Below are 25,164 nucleotides of genomic sequence, written 5' to 3'. Positions count from 1 at the left end.
TTAAATGAAATGATGGGAACTATAATAAGTTTAAGTTTTGGTCTTGAATATGTGGATACTGTTTTCCAGACCATTCAAGACAGCGATTTCTCTCAGTATACCATTGGCGGAATGAAAACCCTTGCGGTGCTTTTCTTCCTAATTAATATTCTAAAAAAATATAATGAGGGAGTGGCTAATAAAGACGGATATACTTGGGGATTAAGCCCGGGGGAACTCGCTAAAAATTTTGCGGTGGTTGTCCTCGTTATATTCTCCACACAGGTATTAGGATTTTTTGACAGTATTCTGGTTTCCATTGAAAGTCAATATCGGGACACCGCTCCTGCTTTGCTCCCCTTGCAGATGCAGGATATTCCTATCGAAGAAGAAGTCAACCTTATAGATGCTGCTAAAAATGCAATGACATTGCTTTATGAAGCTTTGGTCACCCCGCTTTATGGATTTAAGATACTTGCCTTTATTGGAGGGGTCATTTTGTGGATTCTTGATTTATTTATCTATCCATTGTTTTTAGCGGAACGTTTTTTCCTTCTCGGTATAATGCAGGCGTTTTTTCCGCTGGTAATTAGCCTGGCCGTATTTGAAAAATTCCGTTCCCTGGCCTATACTTTTTTCAAACTGTATGCTGCTGTGTATATGTTGGTGCCGGCCTTCTTCCTGGTCAATGTTTTTGTTAATGCACTCTTTACGGAGATCAATACCAACTTTTGGACAGATCTATTCGGTACCGATACGGGAAGCGGATTTTTTGCCCCGGTGGTACAGCTTGGCACCATAGGATTTATTGTTTTTCTGAAGTTCAAACTGTACCGACGCGCCACCTCTTTCACTTTACGATTATTTACCGCCTAAAACCGCTATGATGAAAACACCTTACAAGAATATTTACGCCGTCCTTAAAACAAATCGGTTCATTGTTTTGGCCGTTGTGATCTGCTGTTTACTCTCCAGCTGTTTTGCCATTTGGATGGTATTCAACATCAACAAAAAAGCCCTGAATAACGCTTTTGCCATTAACACCGATGGCAGTATTATCCCTTTAAAGTTTGTTACCCAAAAAGAGAATTTTAAAGTGGAGGCCTTGGCACATTTACAACTCTTCCATAATTATTTCTACAATATTGATGCAAGCAATTATGATAAGAACTTAGAAAAGGCACTGTGGCTGGGCAATAGCTCAGTCGATAATTTATATCGTCAAAAAAAGGCAGATGGTGTTTATAATCGACTGCTGCAATATTCCCTAGTTCAAAAAGTAATGAGCATCGATTCGCAGATCGAAGAAAAAAACGGGGTGTATACCTTCAGGACAGTAACCATATTTGAAATCAACCGCGGATCAATCATCGACACCTATCAATTGATCTCCACCGGAAACCTGATGACCGTAGACCGGAACTTCCCCAACAATCCACACGGATTGCTCATCACGAATTATTTCGAAAAATCCCTTAAAAAATTAAGTATTGAAAACCCATAATGGGCCTTTAAAAGACAATAAATATGAAGCTTGAAAAAAATAAAATAGTCTTTGCGTCAGTACTCGCCGTAATGGTACTTTTCCTGATCTCCTATTCTATGATGGTAATGGGCGATGATGAAAGTGAGGATACGAACCTCAAAGAAACGTCCGTTCCCGCACTAGAAGAAGACCAAAAGGAATATGATTCCAAACTGGATGCCATCAATGATCTAAAAGAAGTACGTGAAACCAATGCGCCCAGCATCTATGACGAAAAACTGATCGATTCCCTTGGTTTTTATGATGAAGACCTTCCGGAAAAGGAAAAAGAACGTATAGTGGACAGTATCTACGCCGCAGGTAGGATTAAATATTCCGAAAGGGATGATCCGCATATTGGCAATAGAGAAGCTGAAACCAGAGTTGAAAGGGTAATTGATTCTACGGAGATAAATGCAGAACAAAAAATTGCTGCTAAAGAAATGGGACTGGAACACCAATTATTCTTTGCTTCAGATCCAAAAGAAAGCGATAATTCGATTTCTAGTACTACCGATGACTTCATTTATGCCGTGGTGGATGGCGACCAAGTGGTCAAAGCCAATTCCCGTTTGCGGATGCGCCTGACCAAAGCCGCTACCATTAACAACAAACACATTCCAAAAAATACGCCTATTTACGGCTTTATCAATTTTCAGCCCAACCGGGTTTTGATAGAAATCGAAAACATCAAGAATCATCCAACCAAATTAAAAGCCTTTGACCTTCAGGATGGCAGTGAGGGGATTTATGTGGAAAACAACTTCCGCGCCCAGGTTTCCACCGAGGTCATCGGGGATATGGTGGATGACATCAATATTGCCGGGGTACCACAGGTCAGTGGTTTCAAAAAAATATTCCAGCGCAATAACCGAAACGTAAAGGTAACTGTGCTTAACAATTACAAGCTCATCCTGAAACCTAAATAATAGACTCTAAACAACATTTAAACCTATTCTTATGAAGCATTTAATTTTTATCTCACTATTGCTGTTTGTTTCAATTCTAACGACAGCACAACCATCTTTTCGCTTGGATACCATTTATGCAAACGATCAAAAAAATGTAGCATTGTTCTTCCCCGAACCGATCCGTCAGGGAATAACAGGATCTGAAAACTTTGTCTTTACCTATAATCGTGAGAAAGGACAATATTTTGGCTTGCTTCAGGCAGAGCCCGGAAAGGAAAGTAATCTGTTGGTCGTCAATAGGAATGGTTCGGTCTTCTCGTATATTATAAAATACAGGGAGCAGCTCACGAAGCTCAATTATTTTATCCCGATGTCAAGTAGCATCGGGAATGAAAGACCGATAGCGAATGATTCATTAGAAGTTGCCAATTCTAAATCCAGTATTGCAAACAAGCATAGGTATTATGATAGATTCTGCTCCTATCTTCTGGATAGAAAGCAGCGAATTGGTCGGCTTAAAAAGCGAAAGGAAGGAGTTGCTTTGAGTGTTGAAAATATTGTTTTTGATAAAGATGAGCTTTATTTTGTAATCCAAATAACGAACAATTCCAGCTTGGATTATGATTTGAATTTCCTGAACCTCTCCATTGAAACGAGACAGAAGGGCAAAAAGAAATCATTACAGAAATGTAAACGTCCGTCTAAGTGCATCTTTTATGAGAACCGTGTAGGTTATAATTTAGCAGTCTAAATATACTTAAAAATGACTCGATCTTCTACCTCAGAAATGTTTGAACTGGTCACCAGTTATTATGAATCAGGACAAAGCCAAACGGCTTTTGCCCGTGCCCATGGAATTAGCAAAGGAAAACTTTGTTATTGGATTAAGAAATTTCCCAGAAAGCCTGTATTGAAACCCGAAAAAAGCAATTTTGTTTCTTTATCGGCCACTCCTTCTACCGCTCCAACATCCTCCAGGAGTATGCACATCCGTTTAGGTAATGGTGTAGAAATTGAAATTCCCTTGTAATGTTTGCCTTGAGCAGTTGCCTGAATTATCGGTTATACCTTCCCGGTACCGATATGCGCAAAAGTTTTGACGGGCTATGTGGTTTGGTCCTTGGAGAACTGGGCCATAGCCCCCAGGATGGTTCGGTCTATATCTTTATCAATAAAGCGCGCAATAAGGTCAAGTTATTGCACTGGCAGTCCGGGGGCTTTGTGCTGTACTATAAACGCCTGGAGCGTGGCACTTTTGAGTTGCCCGGTTACGATCCATCCGTGGGAGGGCTCCAATTGGATTACACCCAACTGGTGATGCTCATCGACGGGGTAGCCATCACCAATATTAGCCGAAGAAAACGCTATAAAAAAGCCGGTTAAATATTGGTATATTTTTAACAAGGGCAGTATTTTAGCTGCCCGATGACGCATCAGGAGCTACAAAGAGAAAACGAGAGGCTTCGGGCCTCCAATGAAGCCTTCAAGGAGAAGATCTCCGCTATGGAGGTACAACTCGGGCAGCTCTATAAGCTGATCCAGGGCTTTAAATCGGAACGTTTTATTCCTGAAATTCTCGAGCAGCAACTATCGCTTTTTTCTGAAGATTCAGATAAAACAGGACAAATAGCCAGCCCCAAGGAAACCATCACCTATAGCCGGGAAAAACAAAAACACCCGGGCCGTGGAAGCTTGCCGGAACACCTTCCGGTGCGGGAAGTCATTCTTGAACCAGAGGAAGATGTAAGTACGCTCAAAAAGATTGGTCAGGAGGTCAGTGAAACCCTGGAATATACCCCGGCCAGCCTGGTGAAAAGACGGACCATCCGTCCTAAATATGCCAGGAAAGACGGACAAGGAGTGTTAATCGCACCACTTCCCACGCGCCCTATCGAAAAATCCATTGCCGAGGCCTGTTTACTGGCCTATATCCTGGTGAGCAAGTATATTGACCACTTGCCATTCTATCGCCAGATCCAGCGTTTTAAACGGGAGTTTGGCTGGGAACCGGCCTCCAGTACCTTGAGTGACTGGATGGGAAGTTGTTGCCAGCTGTTGAAACCCCTTTACAACACCTTGAAGCAAAAAATCCTTGAACGCGGGTACATCCAGGCGGACGAGTCGCCGATCAAGGTGCTCGATAGTGATAAAAAAGGCAGCACACATCAAGGGTATCAATGGGTCTATCACGACCCCTTGCAAAAATTGGTGCTCTTTAATTACCGCAAAGGACGCGGGCAACATGGCCCCAAGGAACTCCTTGCCGGTTATAAGGGGTACGTCCAATGTGATGGGTACAGCGTGTATGATAAAATCGGGTTAGCCCCGGATATTACTATGGCGGGCTGTCTGGTGCATGCCAGACGAAAATTTGTGGATGCCCGGGACCAGGATAAAGCAAGGGCCGAAAAAGCATTGGCCCTATTCAGTGAAATTTATAGGGAGGAACGGGCGATCAAAGAGGAAGCAGCTGGTGATGCGGATATCCGAAAAGAACTAAGATTACAAAAGGTGCTGCCGCTACTGCAACAGATCAAAACCTGGATCCAAAAAGAACAGTTTAAGGTCTTGCCTAAAAGCGCCATCGGAAAAGCCATGACCTACTTCTTAAATCAATATCCTAAGTTCGAAGTGATCTTTGAGGATGGTAGGATCGAATTGGATAACAACCTCATTGAGAATGCTATCCGTCCGTTAGCCCTTGGCCGAAAAAACTTCCTGTTCGCAGGCTCTCACAAGGCTGCACAAGATGCTGCTATGTTATATTCCTTCTTCGGGAGTTGTAAAATGCAGGGGGTGAATCCCCAGGAGTGGTTAGAAAATACCCTGAGAAGATTACCCGATCATAACATCCAAAAACTAGGGGAACTATTGCCCGGGTACCGTGCAGACAAACCATAAAAGATAAAACAATGACCAAAGACCAGGTTAAAGAAAGACAAAAACAACTTCTAGAGCTTACCGGGACCTTTTGCGCCCAGAAACTTGATGGGGAATATTTTGAACTCTGCGAAAAGCTCGTCAAAAAAATGGGCAGAAAAAGGGAAGTCCCATTTAAAAGAGGGAAAATGGAAATATGGGCTGCCGCAGTAATACATGCTATAGGTTCTATCAACTTCCTGTTCGATAAATCTTTTGAACCCTATATTCCTTCCAAAGAAATCCACGATTATTTTGGTACCAAGCCTGCAACAGTATCCAATAAAGCCAGAATCATAAAAGAAATGTTTGATATGTGGCATTTTAGCCCAGAATTCTCTACTTCCAGGATGGAAGAAGACAATCCTTTTAATAATATGGTTGTGGTTGATGATCTTATCGTTCCTGTTGACTCCCTTCCTGAAGATATGCAACAAATGGTACACCAAGCAAGGGCTGAAGGCAAAGACATTACTTTTACAACAAAATAATAAGATGATTAATCTAGCCCAGCAAATGGGCTAAAAACAGATATAAGGCGTAGTTGCTCGGACGGATACACAGAAATTGTATCAAGAACCTTTGTTCCGATATAATGTGCCTTCCAGAATTGCTAAAGGCGAAACGGTAAGATTGGTGTATGTTTTGCCCAAATTTTCGTTATCTAACGAACGAAGGGCAGTTTTGGAGCTGAACGAGAAGGGTGGCGAACGGAATATAGAATTGAAAGTATCGCATCGGGTTATTAATAATCCGAATTAGTTTTAACTTATATAGCGGATAGGTGGTAGCATAAATCATCAGTTGAACTTTGCCCTAAACTCCATTGGACTTTGGTTTGTCTTGCTTTTGAACAATCTACTGAAAGACTGTGAATGCTCAAAACCGAGTTCATAAGCAATTTCACTTACTGATAAATGAGTGGTGGAAAGTCTTTCTTTCGCTTTTTCAATAAGTCTGGCCTGTATATGCTGCTGTGCATTTTGTCCAGTTAAATTGCGGAGCATATCACTTAAATAACTGGGCGAAATATGCAGTTCATCTGCCAGATATTGAACTGTAGGAATGCCGTTCGTTAAAGCCTTTTCGTTTTTGAAATAATTATCAAGCAGGGCTTCCATCTTTTGTAACAAGTTAGCATTGACCGCTTTTCGGGTAAGGAATTGTCGTTTGTAAAAACGATTGCCGTAATTCAATAACGATTCAATTTGTGAAATGATTACATCTTGGCTGAAATCGTCCAACCGGCTTTGCAATTCTTCCTCTATATTTTTAAAAATAGAAATGATAATTTCTTTTTCTTTTGCAGATAGATGCAATGCTTCGTTGGCGGTGTAAGAAAAAAATCCGTATTGTTTTATTTTTACTGCCAGCGGATAGGTCAGTAAAAAATCAGGGTGAATAATTAGGGTATAACCCGAATGGTCGCCATTATTATCGCTATTAGCCGTGACCTGATTGGGCGAAACAAAAAACAATCCGCCTTCGTCAAAATCATAATATTGCTGGCCGTATTTTAATTTTCCTTTCAGGTTTTTCTTGAAAGAGATTTTATAAAAAGCAGAGATACGCGTATTGGGCAAAAGACTTGTATCTAATTGGTTTTGGTTGTTATTGACCAAACTTATCAAAGGATGCAAAGGTTTTGGCAACCCGAGCATCCTATGCACGTCTGACAATGAATTGTATTTGTAAGGTATGGCATCCTTTTTCATTGGATAAATTTATAAAAATCCGGTTGTTTATTTACCACGGAATTTCACCTGTTTCAGTATTATTGTCCAAACAGAAAAATTTACCAGTTGGTCCATCGTTGTCAAGAAGCGTAAACCTAAGAATATGTTCAGCACCTACTTCCACACTAGCTTTTCCCAGATGATGGTTGAAATCGGTGGCGGTAGATGGCGGACTAACGGCGTTTACTTTAAAGTTGGTATTGCGCAGTTCAAAGGCCAAAGCAATGGTATACATATTCAGTGCCGACTTTGAAGATTGATAAACGACCCCTTTCATTTTATAGTATTTATAGGTTGGATCGCTGTGCAAGTTTAGTGATCCCTGACTTGAACTTACATTTACGATACGAGGTTCGGACGATTGTTTTAATAAACCTATAAACGCTTGTGTGGTGCGGATTACGCCATACACATTTACCTCATATACTTCTTTAAATTTATCGATGCCCGTTTCAAGAGCGCTGTGCATTAACGGTGTGTCTCCATTAAATTCAATTCCGTTGATACCCGCATTGTTGATTAAAATATCCAGCACATCTGTTTTGCTACCAATTTCAATTCGAGCAGCATTTACAGATTCTTGATTTGTTACATCCAATTGTATGGCTTCAATATTTTCAAAGCCCTCTGCATTCAACATTTTTACGGCCTCCAATCCATTTTTCAAATTGCGGCTGCCCATAAAAACATAATGTCCATTTTGGGCTAATTGTCTCGTCATTTCAAAACCAATTCCTTTGTTGGCTCCTGTAATCAATACATTTTTCATTTCGTATTTGTTTTAAATTTGAAATACAAAAGTCGGTATGCCAATAATTATTACTGTAACTGTATCGCCGTATTTTGTAACAGAATCCGGGGTGAACTTCTCCATAGAAACAAGACATAAATGGAAAAAGAAATCATTACCGGGATTGTATCAATAACCACTGTTCCGACATAATGTGCCTTCCAGAATTGCTAAAAACGAAACCGTAAGATTAGTGTATGTTTTGCCTAAATTTTCATTATCGAATGATCGTAAGGCTGTTTTGGAGCTGAACGAGAGGGTAGCGAATGGAATATAGAATTGAAAGTATCGCATCGGGTTGTTAATAATCCGAATTAACCTTGTTATGAAAAAAATAGCAGTTTTTTCTTTAGTAGTATTATTTCTCTCTTGTGCCGAAAAACAAGATTTATCACCTTCGGAAACCGCCAAAATCGTAGCTGAAAGTTTTTATCACGGTGATAAGGCAACATTAAAGAAATATACAACAGCCTCTGGATATGCAAATCTTTCCAGTATACAAAAAATGTTTACTGAAGATAAAAATTCAGAATCCGACTTTAAGGTCGTGGATGAACAAAGAGAAGGTGAGGTAACCTGGGTTAAATATTCAACATCCTACGACCCGAAACCCGGTATTTTTAAATTAGTCAAGGAAGATGGCCAATGGAAGGTTACGCATAATGTTTCAAGGGATAGAGGGCTTTTTTAATTATTTTGCGATAGGTTGTACTTATCTATAGCGCTAAGGTCTATTCTATTTACTACATCTGTCAGGTAATCTAATTTCTTGAATATTTTCTTAATAGGCATTTGGTGTTCAGAACCAATTGTAAATTCGTCTGAAAAAAACTGAAGGAATTTCTCGTCAACTATCCCATTACGGTGGGCGTATAGATGTCTGATTTGCAATATTTTTTCAATTTCGTTTTGCTCATCTTTATCCAATACTTGTAAGTCTCTTATCTGTTTGGTATCTTTTATGAATCCTCGGACACTACCTTTTTGAAGTTTCCCTATTTTTTGTTTTGCCCAAAACTTCACAAAGTCTTGTAAGTCAGAACAATTGAGCACTTCTTCAATTGTAACAGTTTGTTGTGATTTCAAGGTTTCAGGATAGGCTAGAAAAATTTCATATAATAAGTCTGAAAGATAGGTCTCAAAGTTGTCTACCACAGAAGAAAACAAAATCCTGCTGAGAATTTTACCCTCTTGATTGGTTGTTGCATTTTCAGGACTTTCAGGATATAAAATATCCCCTAAGTCATCTACAATCTTTAAAATACTCTGATAATGCTCTATAAAACTAATTTTAGCATAGGTGGCATCATTCTTCAACTCTTCTAAATTAGAATTGATTTGCTTTATTCTTTCGTAACCACCTGTATTAAAATTTACGGTGATAGGGTCTGCAAGCTGTGTTCTATCTCCTTTACGGATGTATACTTTGCCCTCAACGGAAACAATTGAATCAGATTTATCTACTTTTATAGCATATAGCTTTTTTTCTTGAATGCTTACGTATTGGTATTCAATTTTCGGTTTAGGGGTTAATAAATCTAAAGCCTTATGAGTAATTGTATTGGCGTGAAAATCCTCGCTCAAACCATTAATCTTTGAATCATCCGTAACACCTAAAATGAGAAATCCACCGTTTGTATTAGAAAAAGAACATAATATTTGCGCTACATTTCTAGAGGGCGGCAAAACTGCCTTGTATTCTAAGGTTTGGCTCTCTGGTTGGCCAACCATTTTTTTTATATCTTCAATCCAATCCATATTCAAACTGGGATTTTATTAATACCCGTAGTTTTAAGAATTGTACCCAAAGTTAAATGTCTAGGGTTATCCTTACCATTGTCAATCCACAGCTCTGCATTAGTGTAATCTAAGGTATCTTTCTCTGAAGAATAAAAGAGTATTACTTGTCCATTATCTGAGGGTCTTATTACAATATGAATATCTATACCCATTTTCTTTACACCACCTAAAACTGTAGTTGCTAATTCGTCAATATCTGTACAATCATAATCTTTGTGGCTCTTCAAATACTCTATGATATTCTGCTTCGAGCGTTCGATCAAGTGTTGAGCATATAAAAACATATTAGCATTTGGTCTAGAAGTATGATTAAATAGAGCTGCCAAATCTTTATCCTTTAAAGCTTCTTCCAATTCATCCATTGAGGTTACGCCAAGGCCAGCTAAATCTTCTTGAGTGATTTCTGCCTTTTGATGACGTGTATTAGAACTTTCCAAAACTGTTTTTAATTGTTCAAGGGTATTTACATTATAATCTCTTAAAAGCATTGATAATTGCTCAGCTTGATTAAATGTTTTGAGTAAATTAGGGTCATCTTCCAAGGCCTTAGCTACTTTGGATAATTGCTCTAAATTCGTTTTACTTCGCATTACTTTATAAAGACTCTCTTTATCCGAGATAGTATTCATAAAAAGTTGAGCCTTTTTTCGATACAATTCTGGCATAATTTCTTTAGCCTCTTTGTGATTGATTTCAAACCATCCCGACAATAAACTAATAGCTGAAATAACATTTCCATCTGTAAGTAATGGATTTTTTAAACAATCAGAAATCTCATTTGCTATATCTTTCTTTTCTTTGACTTGATAACTGCCAAACCCGACTTTGGAATGTAAAAGAAGATTATCCCAATCACTACCTAAAAGGGTTAAAATTGAAATCAACTCATCATCCTTAATCTTATCAATAAATACATCTTTTTTTAGCCTAAAAATCCCTTTTTTGTTGGGTAGTATTTTTCTATTTTGAAAGTAAATGATATTAGTTTCTACCTCAAGTAAAAATTTACATACTTCATTATACCATATAAAAGTTTCTGTTTCATCCGTCTCAAGGGTTTTACTCAATTTTTGAATACTTTCTTGCTTCTCAAGATCTTTTGCTAGTTCTTCATAGTCAATTTTATGCCAATCCGACCAATATACTTCTACCCAATATTGTATATGACTTTCTTTGCACACAGCTTCATTATATAAATCATATGTATATTTCCATAATTTTTTCTGCACTTCTTTGGTGTAGCTTCTTGAAGGAAACCACACATCTTTAGGAAGCTTTTTTTCTTTAGAATTGCTTTCGAGTTCTATGATCGGTTTTTGCAACAAAAATGTTCTTAATGGATCTTGAATATTTTTTGAATACCAATATTCATCAAAATACTTTTCGTTGGTTTCTGGCATTTTAGAATTTGCCATATTAAAAAGATGGTTGAAATTTTGAGATGACACCTTATCCATTAATATTTTATAAAGCTCAAACGCTTCTTCTAGCAATGACTGGTTTTCCATTACTTCTGGATCTTCGTTTCCTTTAAGCCATATTCCATCTCTTTCTATTTGAGGATTAAAGTAAAAACTATTTACAATGACAGGAAAATGAAAAGACTCTGTGCCTATTAGTGGAAAGTCACAAAATAATTTAGGAACGTTCTTGTGGCTTTTTATGATAAAAGCATCATCCTGTTTTTCAACTTCTGCAGCTATAGTTACTTTCTCACTTGAAGTATTTAAAATATAGATTTGAGAAATTGTTCCATTGCAATCCTTTTCAATCGTAAAAACAGATTTATCATTATTTGATTCCGGATTACTAAACGACAAGGTTCCATTTTCAACATTATCGATAATCTCAACTTTATCAATATTTGGGATAAAGGTTAGAACAAAAGGAATAAGTTGCATAAACTCTTCCATTCCAGCTCGCGCAATCTTCTTTTGCTCATCGGTATTTAAGTGGTACTTGAATGACGTATTATAGTTATTCAATTCGTAATTATCTTGAATTTGAGTAGTTGAATTGTGAAACTCTTGCCAAGCATTTTCAATTTTAGGAACCAACTGAGATATTGAACTTCCTTCCCTATCGAGAGGAAACTGAAAGCGAAACAACTCAAAATCATTAGTTTCAACAATTCCAGATATGTCTATTACTTTAGATAATAAATGCGTAGTTAAGAAGCCTGTGCCAAAACGCCCTGTTCTTTTAGTTTCTTCACCTTCTTCAACTTCTTTGGATGAGATTTGATTGATAAGACCTCTGATGTCCTTTTCAGTAAAATGAATACCATTATGTCTAAAAATCACTTCGTTATCATCCAACTCAATTTGCACAGATATTTTCCTGTCTGGATAGTTAGCAATACTGTCCTTGGCATTTTGTAATAGTTCCCACGCCCATCGTCCTTGGTTATTTTCTACTGTTTTATCTAAATTATGTAATCGTTTTTTGATTTTATCGGCAATAGACCTGTTACCGTCTTCTTTTCTGCCTTCTTCAATTGATTGTATCATATTTTTTTCAGATCAAGCCTGATTGAGTTTAATTTTTGTATAAATATTTCATAACCTCTTTTTTAAAATTACGTGCGAGCACTCTCGATAGCCAATCGATTATTCCAGATATTGTTTTTTTATGCTCGGGGATTTTTGTTTCTTCGAGTTTAGTCTTCCACATTTCCAAAGAATCCATTATTTTACTAAAGACAACTAAACTACTAGCCTCTGCGGAAACTCCCGCTCTAATACTGGTGAAATGCAGTCCCCAAAAAATATAGATGTTATCATCCTTGGTACTTTTTGGAATCTCAAGAGCTTTATTCAATGATGACAAAACTGTATTTTCAAAAATGTTATCGTAAAAAACCTCAGCTGATTTTGTTGCTATTGAATTATCAATATTCCAGAGCGTCCCGATATATCCTCTCGCACCGACACCTAAAAATGAGTCCGCAACATCGGACCAAGACCAACAGGTGTTGTTGAAAATCACAGGGGAATGCATTGCTGCCAGATAATTAAACATTGCTTGATAAACGGAATCCACGCATTTTATGTGGCAAGACCCTGGAACATTAACCTCTCTTGAACTCTTTTGATTTTTTTTCTCGCCAAGTGCTTGGAACATTTCTGAAAAGACATAATTCGGAAAAGAGGTTCCCTTAAATTCCTTACTACCCCAAGTGAGACCATCGAATTTGCGAGGTAATATCTTTGTTGCAACAGGATGTGAATCTCGATTAGGATTCAATCCAAAACTAAAAACCTCATCGTACTCTACGATATGTTCATCACCAGTACTATCTATAAATTTTTCTGTAATTCTAGTTCCTTCTACTTCACCACCGTGACTACACAAATGTAAGAGACTAAACGGATAATGTTGGATATGGTTATCTAAATTAAAATAAGTGGCTTCATTATCTACAAGTGGTTTTACTAGTAGATTATTTTTCAACAGCTTGTCTATTACAAATTCCGTTTCTTCATTCTCAAATTCTTTAGGAGAAAAAACAACCGCCGAATAGGTTTCAGAGTAAGATTCAAAATGAATACTATTAAAAATGAAAAAATCTGGATTTATTCGCAAGTGTACGTGTGAAATAGGAACAATATTTTTTAAAATCAGCGAGTAAGGAACTCCATCAGTGAAAAAAGTAACAAATTCTCTACCTTCAAATTGAATATGCTCTATATAGGGAAAAATAGACGCACTAAGATTATTGTAGCCATTTGGCTCATCGTTCTTCCATTTTTCAATTAATTCTTTGATATCATAGCTACTCAAACCTTTAGTCGTTATTAATTCTACATCTGTATCGATGGAATGGGCATATAATATTCCAAATACACTTGATACCTTATTGTTACACTCTATAACGACTAATCCCGAAGAATCCTCGGCAGATTCGGATATGTCATTTGCGTTGTTATCAATAGATATGTATAGATTTTTTCTGAGCGCATAGTGTAAATATTCAAGAACCTTAGTCTCTTTACAATGTAACGCTCCCACCTTTGGCACAATACCGTTTAAAAGTGTATTTACATCATTTTCATTATCAATATAAATTGAATTGTAATTATTCCGGAATTTTAAATAGCTTAATTGTTTGTCAGTAAGACCAGCAATAATAAGGTATTCGCATCCACCTAAACGACCTAAAGCATTACCGACTTTGACATTAAACTTTCTTGCCCTTGACCTGCTAAGTTGATGCTCATCTCGCATCTCAGCTGGTTCATTTTCAAAGTCTTCTGATGAGACATAAGGGAATTCAAAAGTTGGGATATATCCATCCGATTGGTCAATATAGCTTAGAATTAGGGCCGCCAATATTGGCTCATCCCTATTAATGATACAGAAAAATTTTGAAGATATTTTTGGAGGATAAAATTTCATTAAATAAAATAAATATCGTCAATAAATTAACATTTTTAAAATCTTAAACAAACAAATTTTTAACCTCCTCATAAACTCTTTCAAAATTAGTTTCCAAATCAGCCTGAGAAAACTGCTTTGATTCTTCAGGTAATCCCCTTTTAATCTTGGCTAATTTAAACTGCACTTTTTTATCTGTTCCATCCGCATACGTAATAAACTCGCCCTGTTTCAACCGAAAGAAAACATCCGCCCTGATTTTTGGAATTTCCTTTTCCCCTGTGGTTATACGGGTATCAAAATCGAGGTTATGGCCACGGCTTATACTTTTAGTCGGGTCTTTAATGATTTCAAAAAAACGTTCATAATATTTTGCGGTGTCCGGGTCGTTGACCTTTCCAAAAAACTGATAGGAAAGATTGCTCAATATCGCCTTGCTTGCCTTATCTCCGTACATCATATCGTTCTGGATCTTATCCTGCATCACATAGACCGTAGAAATATTATAGCTCCGCAATGTTGCCGGAATACGGTGCATATTCAATAATCGGATAGTCGGTGCTTCTTCCATTAACAGGAATGAGGGTTTGGAATTCCGCACACTCATTTGTTTGGTAATGGTATGGACAATGGTAGCAATCACCGGAGAATACGAACTTTCAAATTTTGGATTATTTACGACTGAAATCACCGCAGGATTTTCTTCACTATTGATATTGAGCGGTACTTCATCAGCAGACAATACCATAAAAATCCGTTGGGTACTGATGCGTTTCAGTGCATTGGCCAGAGTACTTTTTACACCAGCGGTTTGGCGTTCCGAATCCTTACCACTAATAAACGCATCTGCCATAGCCCTTGAAGTCGTGTTGGTTTCCAAAAACTGAATCAGGCTATCGGTGTCCAGGTACTGATAAATAGCAATTAAATGCGGAAGTGTACAGAATTGAGGATAGGTCGTTTTCAGTTTCCAAATGAGTCCACCGATCAAGCCTTCCGCAGCATCATTGAAAAATTTAGTTGTTCCCCTGGTTCCCGATTCCCGTTGCTCTAATAAGTTCTCGATGAGTACCCGGGAAACCTCGTTGACACTTTCCTCGTTCTCCAAATATCGGGGCGCAATAGGATTGATCCGATGGATAATTTTATCAAAGGAAATCACCTTAAATGGGATATCGCCATTTTTAAAAAGTGGATAGGCTATTTCCGTCAATTCAAAATCTTTATAGTCGTGGATGATACCACAAAAACCTGCTTTTCGGAAATGCTTTAGGAATCCATACACCACACTTTCGGTTTTTCCGCTTCCTGCAGAACCGATGACGGATGTGCCACGTTTGATATTGTCAAGCTTAAAATTTCCTTTGGTAGTCTTAAAATCGACCTGGTACCTATAGTCACTATTTTTTGAATTTTCCTTTTTATGCAGAAAAACATACAATGCCGTGTTGATTAGCAAAAGCGGACAGACGAAATTTAACAAAACCAAATTATTGGAAGCTTGTAAAAAATAAGACAATGCAAACAACAACAGGTTGTTTACCCAAAATGCATAGTTGGAAATCTTATACCCACCATAAAACAACGCACTGGTCAGCCCAACGATGGAAAGAACGGTAAAGAGATGATCTACATACATACTATTAGAATTAAATTAAATACCTATGGAACTTGATTTGATGGCTACTTCCACGCCCCGGCGTAGGCGGTTAAAAGCTTTCATTGCCAATTGCGCCTGAGAAACCGGAATACTGGGCAGCATTGGAACCCCGCTTTCCCTCATCATTTTAAAGGCAATGGCCTTTTCATTGGTGGGCAGTTTCATCAATGATGCAAAATAGACTTTCGGATTCTTGATGAAATCCTTTCGAGCTTTGTAGGTCTCAACGAAGTTCCGTTGATAGCCAAAAGTTTTGTCAAAAGTCTTTTCCGCACGTTCAAAAAACTGGTCACGGTCAAAGCCCCGTTTTACTTTCTTTCCGTGCATCTCCACTTCCGATGCCTTATGTTTGCTCCCCGGGGAAAGACTAAACGTATTAGAAGCATCCTTTCGGCTTACGATGATATGAATATGGCTTTGGTTTCCTGCTTTTGGCATTCCCTGAACGATTCGCTTCCCATCCTGCTGATGGGGCGCTTCCCTTTCTAATTTGGAGATCTTTCGTTGCAGGGATTTAATTTCTCCTTCCCTATCCTTTGCTTTCAACTGTCGAATCTCATTTTTGAGCTGAAGGATTTGAGTGGCATAAGGCTGGTTTTCTTTAATCTGCCAATCTGTTCCTTTAAAGCGGCGTTGGTGTTCTATTTTTGCATAATACTTAATATCTTCAATACGAATAGGTCGCCCATTGATTTCACGGTTAAAGGATGCCACATAATCCTTCATCAGTTCACGGGTGTATCTTTTTAAATCTTCGCTACTGTTCTGTAACCGGTTCAATTCATATTTGGAAGGGCTAACCGTAATAGAATAGAATTTGGGTTCGGTTTTTTTGAGTTTAGCGGTGTTGTCATCAATTTCTTTTACAACTTTCTCTGCCGATATTTCATCATCATATTGATTGAAAAAATGTTCCATTTCAGAAGACTTTAGGCCTTCATTTTCTTTTTCCAGGTAGCAAACAAAATCGCCTGAACTTTGTGAATAATTGCCTCCCAGTTTTTGAGGTGTGATCGTGATGTACATAGCTCAAAAATTTAGTGTTCGTTATGATGGTTTTGCTTTTCCTGAAATCCTGCCTCACCGGCAGGCAGGCTTACTTTAGGTTGTTCTTCGGCATATTTCTTTTCCACCATCAAGGGTTTCTTTTTGGGTTCTTCTATTTCAAAGAGCGATTGAATCATTGCCACAGTGGGTTTAGTTTGTGTCTTTTCCACGTCCCGCATTATGGCGATAACGGCATTGATCCTTTTTAAAAGTTTCGCTTCTATGGTCCTCCCGGTAGGACCTAGTTTTTCTTTTGGGGAGATCTCATTGTAGAAGAAAAAGTCGAGCATTGTTTCCAATGCCTCGGTGTGTGATTTGAAGTGTGTTCTTGAAAATTCCTGAAAACGCTTTGCCGTTTCTTTTTTAAACCTAATACCGATAAATGAATCCATAATTCGCCGATTTGTCGCAAATCCTTCCCTAAAAATGGGCGCTTGCAGAGCATTTGTCGCAAATTGTAGGAAGTGAGGAATTTTATATTTTTCCAAATTACTAAATATCAGTATTTTGCAAATAAAAAGCAGTCCTAAACATCGCATCGCGTGTTACCCTCTTGCTACTCCTTTTCGTCCCGCAGCGCGGGACAAAAATTCCGTACAATTTGGCCTATTGCCTGTCTTGATAGACAGTCAAAAGCCCCTTGCCATTTTTCAGGAAAAAATTTCCGTTGTTAATTATTTGATTGCAGGTTTATCGGCGAAAGTCAAAAATGGATACGCCTGCGTAAATTTGAATGCTGAAAGTCAGCGAAATAAATATAAGGATTTTTTTAGTACCAGGTTGTAATAAACAAATATTTCCTATTCAACAGGGTGAGCAAATTCAGGAATTTTTTTATCTTTATTGAATAGGTTTCAATGACCTAAAAAGAAAGGGGAAATTCAGGTAACAGCGAATTTTCCCTTTTTGTTTTCAAGGAATTGGTTTATATAAAAAACTGCCGAATACATTTTAGAATAAAATACTTGGGAGCTTCTTGAATGATTAACCTATTCAGATATTAAAAATATAGGTATAGGAATATAAGTTTTTTAAGCCTTCCTCCTCGATTATTTTCTTAAAATCGGATTGGTGTTCCCTTGCATACCTTTGGATCGATTTCCCGTATTTTTGGGGTTACTTCTTCCCGGGAAATTTTGATTAGCCGTTTTTGGGGTTTTTTGTTCAAATCGTTAAAATTCAGATAAACCATGACTTTCGGGTTTTAAAGCATGCCATTATCGGCAAAACTATAGTAATCTCCACCGGGCGTTAAAATCAAATGATCCAACACTTTGATATCAAATAACCCAGCGGCATTTTTAATTTTACGGGTAAGGTCTTTGTCGGGGTTACTTGGTAGTAGCGTTCCCGAGGGGTGATTATGGCAAAGGATAACCGCTGTACTAAGGCTCTTTAGGATAACTCCGAAAATAAGGCGCAGATCCACAAGGGTATAGGTAATCCCGCCTCTGGACACTTCAAAAATCCCTTTTACACGGTTATTGTTGTTGAGCAGAAGGAGTTTAAAACTCTCGCTCACTTCTATTTCATCTTTATCCCAATTGGAATAAAGGACATCGGCAGCGGTAGCGGAAGATTTTATTTTTGGTGCTTCACTAAGTTTTACCCTGCTGCGATAGGCTATTTTTATTTCACTAACTTTGGTTTTCATAATTATTGATTTTCTTAGATTAATAATTAAAAGAGGGCGCAACTTTGGAGATAGGCGCCCTCTTAGTTTTAAAAATTACTGGTCTGCGTTTTCCTTGTTTCCAAGGAATAGGATTTCATTCACCAAAATTTCGGTAACATATCGTTTCTCCCCGCTTTGGGTTTCATAGGACCTGGAAGTTAGTTTGCCACGGATGGCCACTTCTTTACCTTTATCAACATATTTCTCGATAAGCTCCGCCTGTTTTCCCCATGTCACAACATTGTGCCATTGCGTATCCTGTACTTTTTCTCCTTTTGAATTTTTATAGAATTCATTGGTTGCAATTGAAAAGCTGGCTACTTTTTTACCACTTTCAAGATTTCTGATTTCCGGGGTTTGTCCCACATTTCCGATTAACTGAACTTTGTTTCTAAGCGTACTCATAATTAAAAGATTTAAAAATTAATAATTGATTTACTTATTATATCCGGGGCGTTTTCCTGTTTTTGATTTTTTTTACTTCGCTTCCGGGTATGTTGTTTTGAAATGATTTCATGAGATTTTTATTTGATTTACTTCCTATAGAGTATCCTATGATAAATCCAAATTTCCTTTCATAATTTTCTTCTATAGTTCTGCTTTTTATCCACAAAGCCTTTTTGATCGACATACTTTTTATATCCAGAGCATTTTCCTTTTTTTGATTCTTTTGTGCCGTTGCGATATTTTGTGGTGGATTTGATTTCATCTTTTTTTGTTTTCGACTTACTTCCCATAGAGCCTTTACATTACCTTTTTTTGATGCAAATAATTTTACAATATCCAGACCTGCATAGGGCGTATAAAAAGCGAAGCGGCTTTATGCCGCCCGCAGGAATGGATGTTGTTATTTCGCCACCAAAAAAAGTTAATGTGCTATGTGGACGGCCAGGAAGTCGAAGGCCTGAAGATGAAGAGAAGCTACCTTCAACGCTAAGGCATAAAATGAGGTATGAAGGAATTCTATGCAGAATTTGGAAAATAAGTTTCTAACCGCTAAAAATGTTCACTTGGATTGAACCTTCTTGCAGTACATATGAAGAATAACTGGAGCGGTGAATTAGGAAAAGTAGCCCATTGTATTCACATAAGGTGTCCCTCGCGCAATCACCGCAAATGCCCGGGCCACCAACTTATTTCTTATTATATTGATTGTACTCATTTTGCTCTTACCCATTTCAAGCCTCCTCTCATTGTATATATTATGACAATATCCCGTTGTCCCTACAGTAAAACCTAAAAACTTAATCATGAAATAAGTAGGGAAATCTTCAGAATATCCATGAGAACTAATTGAAATTTAAACTTTCTTACCAATACTTTAAAACCTATTTAACTAATTGCGTAAATAATTATATATAATTTGAAGTTCTAATAATAAAAATTAGAGCTATGAAAATATCTAATATTTTATTTGCATTCGCAGGCAGTATGGGAAGTGGGTATTTAGCCACTAAAGTGATGGAGAAAGTGTCCATGAAGCTGTTTGAGTTAGGACCTCAAAAAGATCAAGAGAAAGAAGAAGAGGTAAGGCCAGGTCCTCCCTTTAAAATCGCGGCAAAAAAAACTCTTAAAAATTTGGGATTTGAATTAAATGAGGATCAGGAAAAAATGATGGGACAGGTTTTCCATTTTGGTCTGGGTATGGGATGGGCAGGTCTATATCCTATTTTAAAATACACCAATTCCTTCTCGACTACTTCTAATGGCTTGATTACGGGTGCTTCCCTTTCTCTAATTGTAGATGAAGGGATTACCCCTGCACTAGGTTTTAGTGCTCCAAACAAAAAATATCCTACATCTACCCATATACGCGGTTTTCTTGCACATTTGGTTTATGGTGTGGCAGTGGCGGTGATTTATGAGGGGATTTCCGGTATAGTGAGTAAAATTGATGAAAGGAGATAATTCAGCAGTATAGGACCTTTTCGGTTGGAAAATTAAGCAGTCTCATCTAACATTCAAATTAAACCAAAAGGGAGGCTAGAGAATTTGCTAATTTTTATATTTAAGTTTTTGCTTAAATAATATATTAATGATACATTTGTTTCGTAATTAAAAATACTATTTATGAGTTTAGAAATAACCTGTACCAGAAATGAAGCTGATCATAAGCAAATATTACGCTGTAAGAACACTATTGACAAATCTTCTTCCAGCTTTCAAACAATGAGTAAAATTTTAACGCTTGCGGGAAATGAGGTACGTTTAAAAATCCTTTTCCTGTTAGATATGGAAAATGAACTTTGTCCTTGTGATATCGCTGATATTTTGGAAATGAGCGTGCCGGCAGTTTCCCAGCATATCCGGAAAATCAAAGATGCCGGTATCATTTCGTCACGACGGGAAGGTCAAACCCTATTTTATTCTTTAAACGATGGAGGGGAAAAAATCCTTTCTTATATATTTCAAGGAATAAAACAATCTAAAATAGCCGTTTAAATAGTTTAATAAATAAATCACAAAAATAAAATAGCTTAAATAATGAAAACGAATTCTAAATCACCTAAAAAAAATGAATCCAGCGGACTTTTAGGAGCTGGATTGCTTACAGCGGCGGCGGCCTCACTTTGCTGTATCACACCGATATTGGCCTTGATTTCAGGCAGCGCCGGCATCGCCTCCTCTTTTTCCTGGATGGAACCCTTCAGACCATATCTTATTGGTATTACCATCTTAGTACTGGCTTTTGCCTGGTATCAAAAATTAAAACCAAAAACCCAGGAGGAGATAGACTGTGCCTGTGATGAAGACGAAAAGCCTTCTTTCTTTAAATCCAAAGCTTTTCTGGGTATAGTTACTATTTTCTCCGTGTTAATGTTGGCTTTTCCTTACTATTCTGAAATCTTTTATCCTGATAATAAAAAAGATATTGTAGTGGTGAGCCAGTCAGATATTCAAACTATAAAGTTTGATGTTGAGGGAATGACTTGTGCTGGTTGTGAAGAAAGCGTAAAACACGCAGTAAATCAATTGGATGGGATTTTAGATGTAATCCCTTCTTATGAAAATAAAAACACCGAGGTTAAATTTGATAATACAAAAACTTCTAAAGAAGATATTGAAAAAGCGATTAATTCTACCGGATATAAAGTGGTACATAAGTAAATTCAAACAAAATATTATGAAAAATCTATTAGTAATAACAGTTCTAGTTTTATCATTAACCTCATTCCAGGTTAAAGCGCAACAATGTTGCCCTACATCAAAAAGCCAAACAATAATGGAAGCAAGTATCAACCAGCAAACAACAAACACAGTTAAGTTTAAAATTGACGGAATTACCTGCGCGGGTTGTTCTAATGCTATTTACAATGCGCTTAAAGAAGTAGAAGGTGTTGTGGAACATTCGGTTGAATATCCCGGGGATATTGCCATTATTAAATTCGAAAACTCTAAAACAAATATCGAGACCTTAAAAAAGATTATAGAAAAGAAAGGCTATAAAGTTGAAAAGGTAATAGAGACTACCCAAAACGAGTCATAATTTTTTATTTACTCATATACTTAAGAAGTTACTTATATAATTAAGGAACAATTTACCTTTTTACATATTCAAAAAAAACAAAATTAAAATGGAGTGGTGAATCGTTATTTTATGCCTTCTACAATTTTAAAACAATATAAAGGAACTGAAGCTGTTGCAGGTGAACTTGATGGGTTAGTTAGTAATATTATTGCAGAAGTAACAAAATAAATCTATAAGCTATGTTGAATAAAAAATCTTTTTTATCCTTATTAGCCTTGTTTACAGGAGGATTTGTGCCTATAAACTTAATTGTGCTTTCTTTTGGCTATGCCCAATATTTCAAGGGAATCACAATGGGACCGAAAGTCATTAAAACAGCCCATGAATTTGGTGAGCCATATATGCTATTTGTATATATCCCTTCTATGCTCATCTTAACATGGATTATTTTTTACAGCAAGAAAAATTTCCCTGATCTATATAAACGAATTGTCGTGGGCCTCTTAGCAGGGGCAATAGCTACTATAGGTCTGGACTGGCTTCGTCAGATGGGGGTGATAGCCAGCTGGTTACCGGGAGATACTCCGGAAATGTTCGGGAAGATGGTAACGGGTAGTTCCGACTTTAATTCGTATTACTGGATAGGTCAATTGATCCATTTTATGAACGGTGCAAGTTTTGGATTGATATTTACCCTGGTATTTGGAAACTTTATCTCATATAATAAAACGGTTTTATGGGCAATAGGCTGGATGCTGATTATGGAGTTAGGCATGATGACCGGCCCTCCTATGGGACCGATGGTTGGGCTTTTTGGCATCAAATATATGTGGCCTCAATTATTTTTGATCACCCTTGCGGCCCATATTGTCCACGGTACCATTTTAGGATTGTTGGTACACCACTGGCTGGGGATTAACCATACCAAATGGCTAATTCCATTTTTAAAAGATAAATCATAATCAAAAATAAATTGGGTAGTAATTACCCTCAATATAAAAATAAAATAAATATGCAGAAAGAGATCACTTTGCCCATTCAGGGTATGACCTGTACCGGTTGTGCTACAGGCATCGAAAAAAAAGTAAAGCAATTAGAAGGAGTTATAGCATTAGATGTATCTTATCCTAAAGGCGAAGGAAAATTCATCTTTGATTCCAGCACCACATCTCAGCAAGATATTATTGATAACATAGAAATGTCTGGCCAATATAAAGCTAGTAACGGCCAACAGGTTTCAGATAAAAATAATTTTGACCTTATCATTGTTGGTGGAGGGTCAGCCGCATTTTCAGCAGCCATAAAAGCTGAAAGTTTAGGTCTTAAAACCCTTATGGTAAACGCGGGCTTGAATTTTGGCGGCACTTGTGTTAATGTAGGCTGTGTTCCTTCAAAAAACTTAATAAGAGCTGCCGAAACGGCATATCACGCAACCCATTCTAATTTTCAAGGGATCAGGCCTAAAGGTGTAGATATAGATTTTAGCCAGGTTATTAAAGATAAAAAAGACCTGGTAGCGGCCCTGCAGCAACAGAAATATATGGATGTGGTAAAAGATTTTAAGAACCTGGCCATGTTAACAGGATGGGCTGAGTTTGTGGATAAAGGTACCATTATTGTTGATGGGAAAGATACTTACACAGCCACAAACATTCTTATTGCGACCGGAGCTACCACCTACATCCCTAATATTGAAGGATTAAATGAGGTTGGCTATCTAACCAATGTATCCTTATTCGATTTAGAAGAAAAACCGCAAAGCCTGACCATTATGGGTGCGGGCTATATCGGGTTAGAAATTGCCATGGCATACAATAGATTGGGCGTAAAAGTGCGTATCATAGAATTCACCGACAGGCCTTTAAGAAGCCAGACCAAGGACATAACAGATGTGCTCGAAGCACAAATGAAGAAGGAAGGAATAGAAATCCTGCCTAATTTTCGAGCCTTTAAATTTGAAAAACAGGGAGCGGATACTATTATTCATTGTAACTGTCCCGACGGTACTACCACACAAATTATTGAAAAAGGCAAAATAGTGGTTGCCACAGGAACAAAACCTAATACTTCTAAACTAGGACTGGATAAGATCAAAATGAACCTTTCAGCGGTGGGACATGTTTTGGTGAACGAAAAGATGGAAACCAATATATCCAATATTTTTGCTGCCGGGGATGTTACCCAGACCCCTCCTTTTGTTTATACTGCAGCCACTGAAGGAAGTACTGCTGTAAGCAATGCGTTCTCACTTTCAAAAACCGGTATCGATTATTCTTCATTGCCTTGGGTAGTATTTACGGACCCTCAAGTTGCTGGGGCAGGTATGGACGAAATAGTAGCCGAAGAAGCCGGCCTTCCCTTCGAAGTGTCTAAATTAGACCTTAGCCATGTTCCCAGGGCTTTGGCCGCACAGGATACCAGAGGGTTTATTAAACTCATACGTAATACTGAAACCGATAAATTAATTGGCGCCAGAGTAATCGCACCCGAAGGAGGTGAATTGATACAACAATTAAGTATGGCCATAAAGTTTGGTATAACCGTAAAAGATTTGGCAGAAAGCTTTTATCCTTATTTAACCTTAGGAGAAGGGATAAAACTGGCAGCTATTACTTTTGGAAAGGATGTTTCTAAATTAAGCTGTTGTGCCAGCTAATAGTATGGGAGTTTCACGATGTATTCAATTGAAGAAAGGGATCATGCCGGGATTATTGCTAATCCCGGATATTACTGGCTTTACTAAATATATTAACGAGGCAGATCTACAATACAGTCAGATTACTATCGCACTCTTGCTGGAGGCAATACTTAAAAACAACAAATTAGGGCTTCAGGTTTCAGAAATAGAAGGTGATGCCATACTGTTTTATAGTTTCAAAAAAGATTATACTGTAGATGAAATTATAGAACAATGTTTTTTAATGCATCGAGCGTTTCACCATCAATTAAAGCAAATAATTGAAACAGATTGTTCGTGTGGGGCATGTACGCTTTTAGGAGAGCTTAGTTTAAAGTTCATTCTCCATTATGGAGAATTGGGATCTGTTATGATCAATGATTTTTGCAAACTCTATGGTAAGGAAGTAATTATAGCCCATAGATTATTGAAAAATGATTTGGCACTCAAAGAGTATATCCTTGCTACGGAAGATTTCTTTACCCAGTACGGAACTAATTATATAAGAAATTTACAATTTGAAAAAACATCTCAGGTTATTGATGAAGTCGGGATTATAAATTATCGATTTCTAAAATTTTATTAATTGTAATTATTAA

General features: G+C 37.5%; 28 protein-coding genes and 1 pseudogene. 18 read left to right on the top strand and 11 right to left on the bottom strand.

The annotated features are described in order from the left end of the window. The first annotated feature begins 9 nt into the window (after nucleotides 1-9). The 9 genes and pseudogenes from DET49_RS03840 to DET49_RS03800 all read left to right on the top strand — a co-directional run. The gene (locus tag DET49_RS03840) at nucleotides 10-855 is read left to right on the top strand and encodes a hypothetical protein (protein ID WP_133546784.1); all 846 of its coding nucleotides are present in this window, start codon (nucleotides 10-12) and stop codon (nucleotides 853-855) included. A 10-nt stretch (nucleotides 856-865) separates the two neighbouring features. Further along, nucleotides 866-1,483, top strand: a complete 618-nt coding sequence (locus tag DET49_RS03835; protein WP_133546904.1) for a conjugal transfer protein TraK — start codon at nucleotides 866-868, stop codon at nucleotides 1,481-1,483. 23 nt (nucleotides 1,484-1,506) lie between these two features. After that, on the top strand, nucleotides 1,507-2,433 hold the full coding sequence (traM, locus tag DET49_RS03830) for a conjugative transposon protein TraM (RefSeq protein ID WP_133546783.1): 927 nt from the start codon (nucleotides 1,507-1,509) through the stop codon (nucleotides 2,431-2,433). 31 nt (nucleotides 2,434-2,464) lie between these two features. Then, on the top strand, nucleotides 2,465-3,166 hold the full coding sequence (locus tag DET49_RS03825) for a DUF4138 domain-containing protein (RefSeq protein WP_133546782.1): 702 nt from the start codon (nucleotides 2,465-2,467) through the stop codon (nucleotides 3,164-3,166). 12 nt (nucleotides 3,167-3,178) lie between these two features. Continuing rightward, a complete protein-coding gene (gene tnpA / locus DET49_RS03820) occupies nucleotides 3,179-3,445 on the top strand; it encodes an IS66 family insertion sequence element accessory protein TnpA (RefSeq protein WP_133546781.1) in 267 nt (88 codons plus the stop codon). Beyond that, on the top strand, nucleotides 3,445-3,798 hold the full coding sequence (tnpB, locus tag DET49_RS03815; protein ID WP_133546780.1) for an IS66 family insertion sequence element accessory protein TnpB: 354 nt from the start codon (nucleotides 3,445-3,447) through the stop codon (nucleotides 3,796-3,798). The genes tnpA and tnpB overlap by 1 nt, the downstream gene beginning before the upstream one ends. Nucleotides 3,799-3,840: 42 nt before the next feature. Beyond that, nucleotides 3,841-5,316 carry an IS66 family transposase gene (gene tnpC, locus DET49_RS03810; protein WP_133546779.1) on the top strand — a complete coding sequence of 492 codons (1,476 nt, stop codon included), beginning with the start codon at nucleotides 3,841-3,843 and terminating at the stop codon, nucleotides 5,314-5,316. Nucleotides 5,317-5,327: 11 nt separating this feature from the next. Continuing rightward, nucleotides 5,328-5,825 carry a DUF6398 domain-containing protein gene (locus DET49_RS03805; protein ID WP_133546778.1) on the top strand — a complete coding sequence of 166 codons (498 nt, stop codon included), beginning with the start codon at nucleotides 5,328-5,330 and terminating at the stop codon, nucleotides 5,823-5,825. A gap of 58 nt (nucleotides 5,826-5,883) precedes the next feature. Then, nucleotides 5,884-6,096, top strand: a pseudogene (locus tag DET49_RS03800) (DUF4138 domain-containing protein); the annotation flags it as partial. Nucleotides 6,097-6,134: 38 nt separating this feature from the next. Here DET49_RS03800 and DET49_RS03795 read toward each other — a convergent pair. Beyond that, on the bottom strand, nucleotides 6,135-7,049 hold the full coding sequence (locus DET49_RS03795) for a helix-turn-helix domain-containing protein (protein ID WP_133546776.1): 915 nt from the start codon (nucleotides 7,047-7,049) through the stop codon (nucleotides 6,135-6,137). 31 nt (nucleotides 7,050-7,080) lie between these two features. Continuing rightward, complete coding sequence (locus DET49_RS03790; RefSeq protein WP_133546775.1) at nucleotides 7,081-7,839, bottom strand: SDR family NAD(P)-dependent oxidoreductase; 759 nt, start codon at nucleotides 7,837-7,839, stop codon at nucleotides 7,081-7,083. Between the two features lie 346 nt (nucleotides 7,840-8,185). Between DET49_RS03790 and DET49_RS03785 the strand changes: the two genes are divergently transcribed. Next, entirely contained in the window at nucleotides 8,186-8,551 is a 366-nt protein-coding gene (locus tag DET49_RS03785; RefSeq protein ID WP_133546774.1) for a DUF4878 domain-containing protein, read from the top strand. Here DET49_RS03785 and DET49_RS03780 read toward each other — a convergent pair. The 9 genes from DET49_RS03780 to DET49_RS03735 form a co-directional block, all read right to left on the bottom strand. Beyond that, complete coding sequence (locus DET49_RS03780) at nucleotides 8,548-9,618, bottom strand: helix-turn-helix domain-containing protein (RefSeq protein WP_133546773.1); 1,071 nt, start codon at nucleotides 9,616-9,618, stop codon at nucleotides 8,548-8,550. The genes DET49_RS03785 and DET49_RS03780 overlap by 4 nt on opposite strands. 2 nt (nucleotides 9,619-9,620) lie before the next feature. After that, complete coding sequence (locus tag DET49_RS03775; protein WP_133546772.1) at nucleotides 9,621-12,170, bottom strand: sacsin N-terminal ATP-binding-like domain-containing protein; 2,550 nt, start codon at nucleotides 12,168-12,170, stop codon at nucleotides 9,621-9,623. Between the two features lie 28 nt (nucleotides 12,171-12,198). Next, complete coding sequence (locus tag DET49_RS03770) at nucleotides 12,199-14,058, bottom strand: hypothetical protein (protein WP_133546771.1); 1,860 nt, start codon at nucleotides 14,056-14,058, stop codon at nucleotides 12,199-12,201. A gap of 43 nt (nucleotides 14,059-14,101) precedes the next feature. After that, the gene (locus DET49_RS03765; RefSeq protein WP_133546770.1) at nucleotides 14,102-15,676 is read right to left on the bottom strand and encodes a type IV secretory system conjugative DNA transfer family protein; all 1,575 of its coding nucleotides are present in this window, start codon (nucleotides 15,674-15,676) and stop codon (nucleotides 14,102-14,104) included. A gap of 15 nt (nucleotides 15,677-15,691) precedes the next feature. Continuing rightward, a complete protein-coding gene (gene mobB / locus DET49_RS03760; protein ID WP_133546769.1) occupies nucleotides 15,692-16,723 on the bottom strand; it encodes a MobB family relaxase in 1,032 nt (343 codons plus the stop codon). 11 nt (nucleotides 16,724-16,734) lie between these two features. Next, nucleotides 16,735-17,136 carry a BfmA/BtgA family mobilization protein gene (locus tag DET49_RS03755; protein WP_133546768.1) on the bottom strand — a complete coding sequence of 134 codons (402 nt, stop codon included), beginning with the start codon at nucleotides 17,134-17,136 and terminating at the stop codon, nucleotides 16,735-16,737. Nucleotides 17,137-17,948: 812 nt separating this feature from the next. Further along, on the bottom strand, nucleotides 17,949-18,398 hold the full coding sequence (locus DET49_RS03745) for a JAB domain-containing protein (protein WP_013073400.1): 450 nt from the start codon (nucleotides 18,396-18,398) through the stop codon (nucleotides 17,949-17,951). Nucleotides 18,399-18,473: 75 nt separating this feature from the next. Next, nucleotides 18,474-18,824, bottom strand: coding sequence for a single-stranded DNA-binding protein (locus tag DET49_RS03740; protein ID WP_013073401.1), 351 nt, complete (start codon nucleotides 18,822-18,824; stop codon nucleotides 18,474-18,476). A gap of 37 nt (nucleotides 18,825-18,861) precedes the next feature. Beyond that, a complete protein-coding gene (locus DET49_RS03735) occupies nucleotides 18,862-19,128 on the bottom strand; it encodes a hypothetical protein (RefSeq protein WP_013073402.1) in 267 nt (88 codons plus the stop codon). A gap of 53 nt (nucleotides 19,129-19,181) precedes the next feature. Here DET49_RS03735 and DET49_RS03730 point away from each other — a divergent pair, with 53 nt between their 5' ends. From DET49_RS03730 to DET49_RS03690, 8 genes are all read left to right on the top strand, one after another. Next, nucleotides 19,182-19,412 (top strand): hypothetical protein, encoded by a 231-nt coding sequence (locus DET49_RS03730; RefSeq protein ID WP_013073403.1) that lies wholly within the window; start codon nucleotides 19,182-19,184, stop codon nucleotides 19,410-19,412. A 399-nt stretch (nucleotides 19,413-19,811) separates the two neighbouring features. Continuing rightward, entirely contained in the window at nucleotides 19,812-20,327 is a 516-nt protein-coding gene (locus DET49_RS03720) for a DUF1440 domain-containing protein (RefSeq protein ID WP_013073404.1), read from the top strand. 162 nt (nucleotides 20,328-20,489) lie between these two features. Beyond that, on the top strand, nucleotides 20,490-20,861 hold the full coding sequence (locus DET49_RS03715; protein ID WP_037314308.1) for an ArsR/SmtB family transcription factor: 372 nt from the start codon (nucleotides 20,490-20,492) through the stop codon (nucleotides 20,859-20,861). A gap of 42 nt (nucleotides 20,862-20,903) precedes the next feature. After that, nucleotides 20,904-21,527: a mercuric transport protein MerTP gene (gene merTP, locus DET49_RS03710; protein ID WP_037314311.1), complete on the top strand. Its 624-nt coding sequence runs from the start codon at nucleotides 20,904-20,906 to the stop codon at nucleotides 21,525-21,527. A gap of 16 nt (nucleotides 21,528-21,543) precedes the next feature. After that, nucleotides 21,544-21,906, top strand: a complete 363-nt coding sequence (locus DET49_RS03705; RefSeq protein ID WP_229792233.1) for a heavy-metal-associated domain-containing protein — start codon at nucleotides 21,544-21,546, stop codon at nucleotides 21,904-21,906. Nucleotides 21,907-22,127: 221 nt separating this feature from the next. Beyond that, complete coding sequence (locus DET49_RS03700) at nucleotides 22,128-22,850, top strand: hypothetical protein (protein WP_013073410.1); 723 nt, start codon at nucleotides 22,128-22,130, stop codon at nucleotides 22,848-22,850. 50 nt (nucleotides 22,851-22,900) lie between these two features. Continuing rightward, nucleotides 22,901-24,544 (top strand): mercury(II) reductase, encoded by a 1,644-nt coding sequence (merA, locus tag DET49_RS03695; protein WP_013073411.1) that lies wholly within the window; start codon nucleotides 22,901-22,903, stop codon nucleotides 24,542-24,544. Then, a complete protein-coding gene (locus tag DET49_RS03690) occupies nucleotides 24,534-25,151 on the top strand; it encodes a DUF2652 domain-containing protein (protein WP_075325754.1) in 618 nt (205 codons plus the stop codon). Before merA ends, DET49_RS03690 begins: the two co-directional genes overlap by 11 nt. The last annotated feature ends 13 nt before the right edge of the window (nucleotides 25,152-25,164 follow it).

Source organism: Salegentibacter sp. 24 (genome assembly GCF_004362395.1).
Taxonomy (GTDB): domain Bacteria; phylum Bacteroidota; class Bacteroidia; order Flavobacteriales; family Flavobacteriaceae; genus Salegentibacter.
Note: the sequence above shows the minus strand (reverse complement) of the source record. Positions and strands in the feature narration are given on the sequence as shown.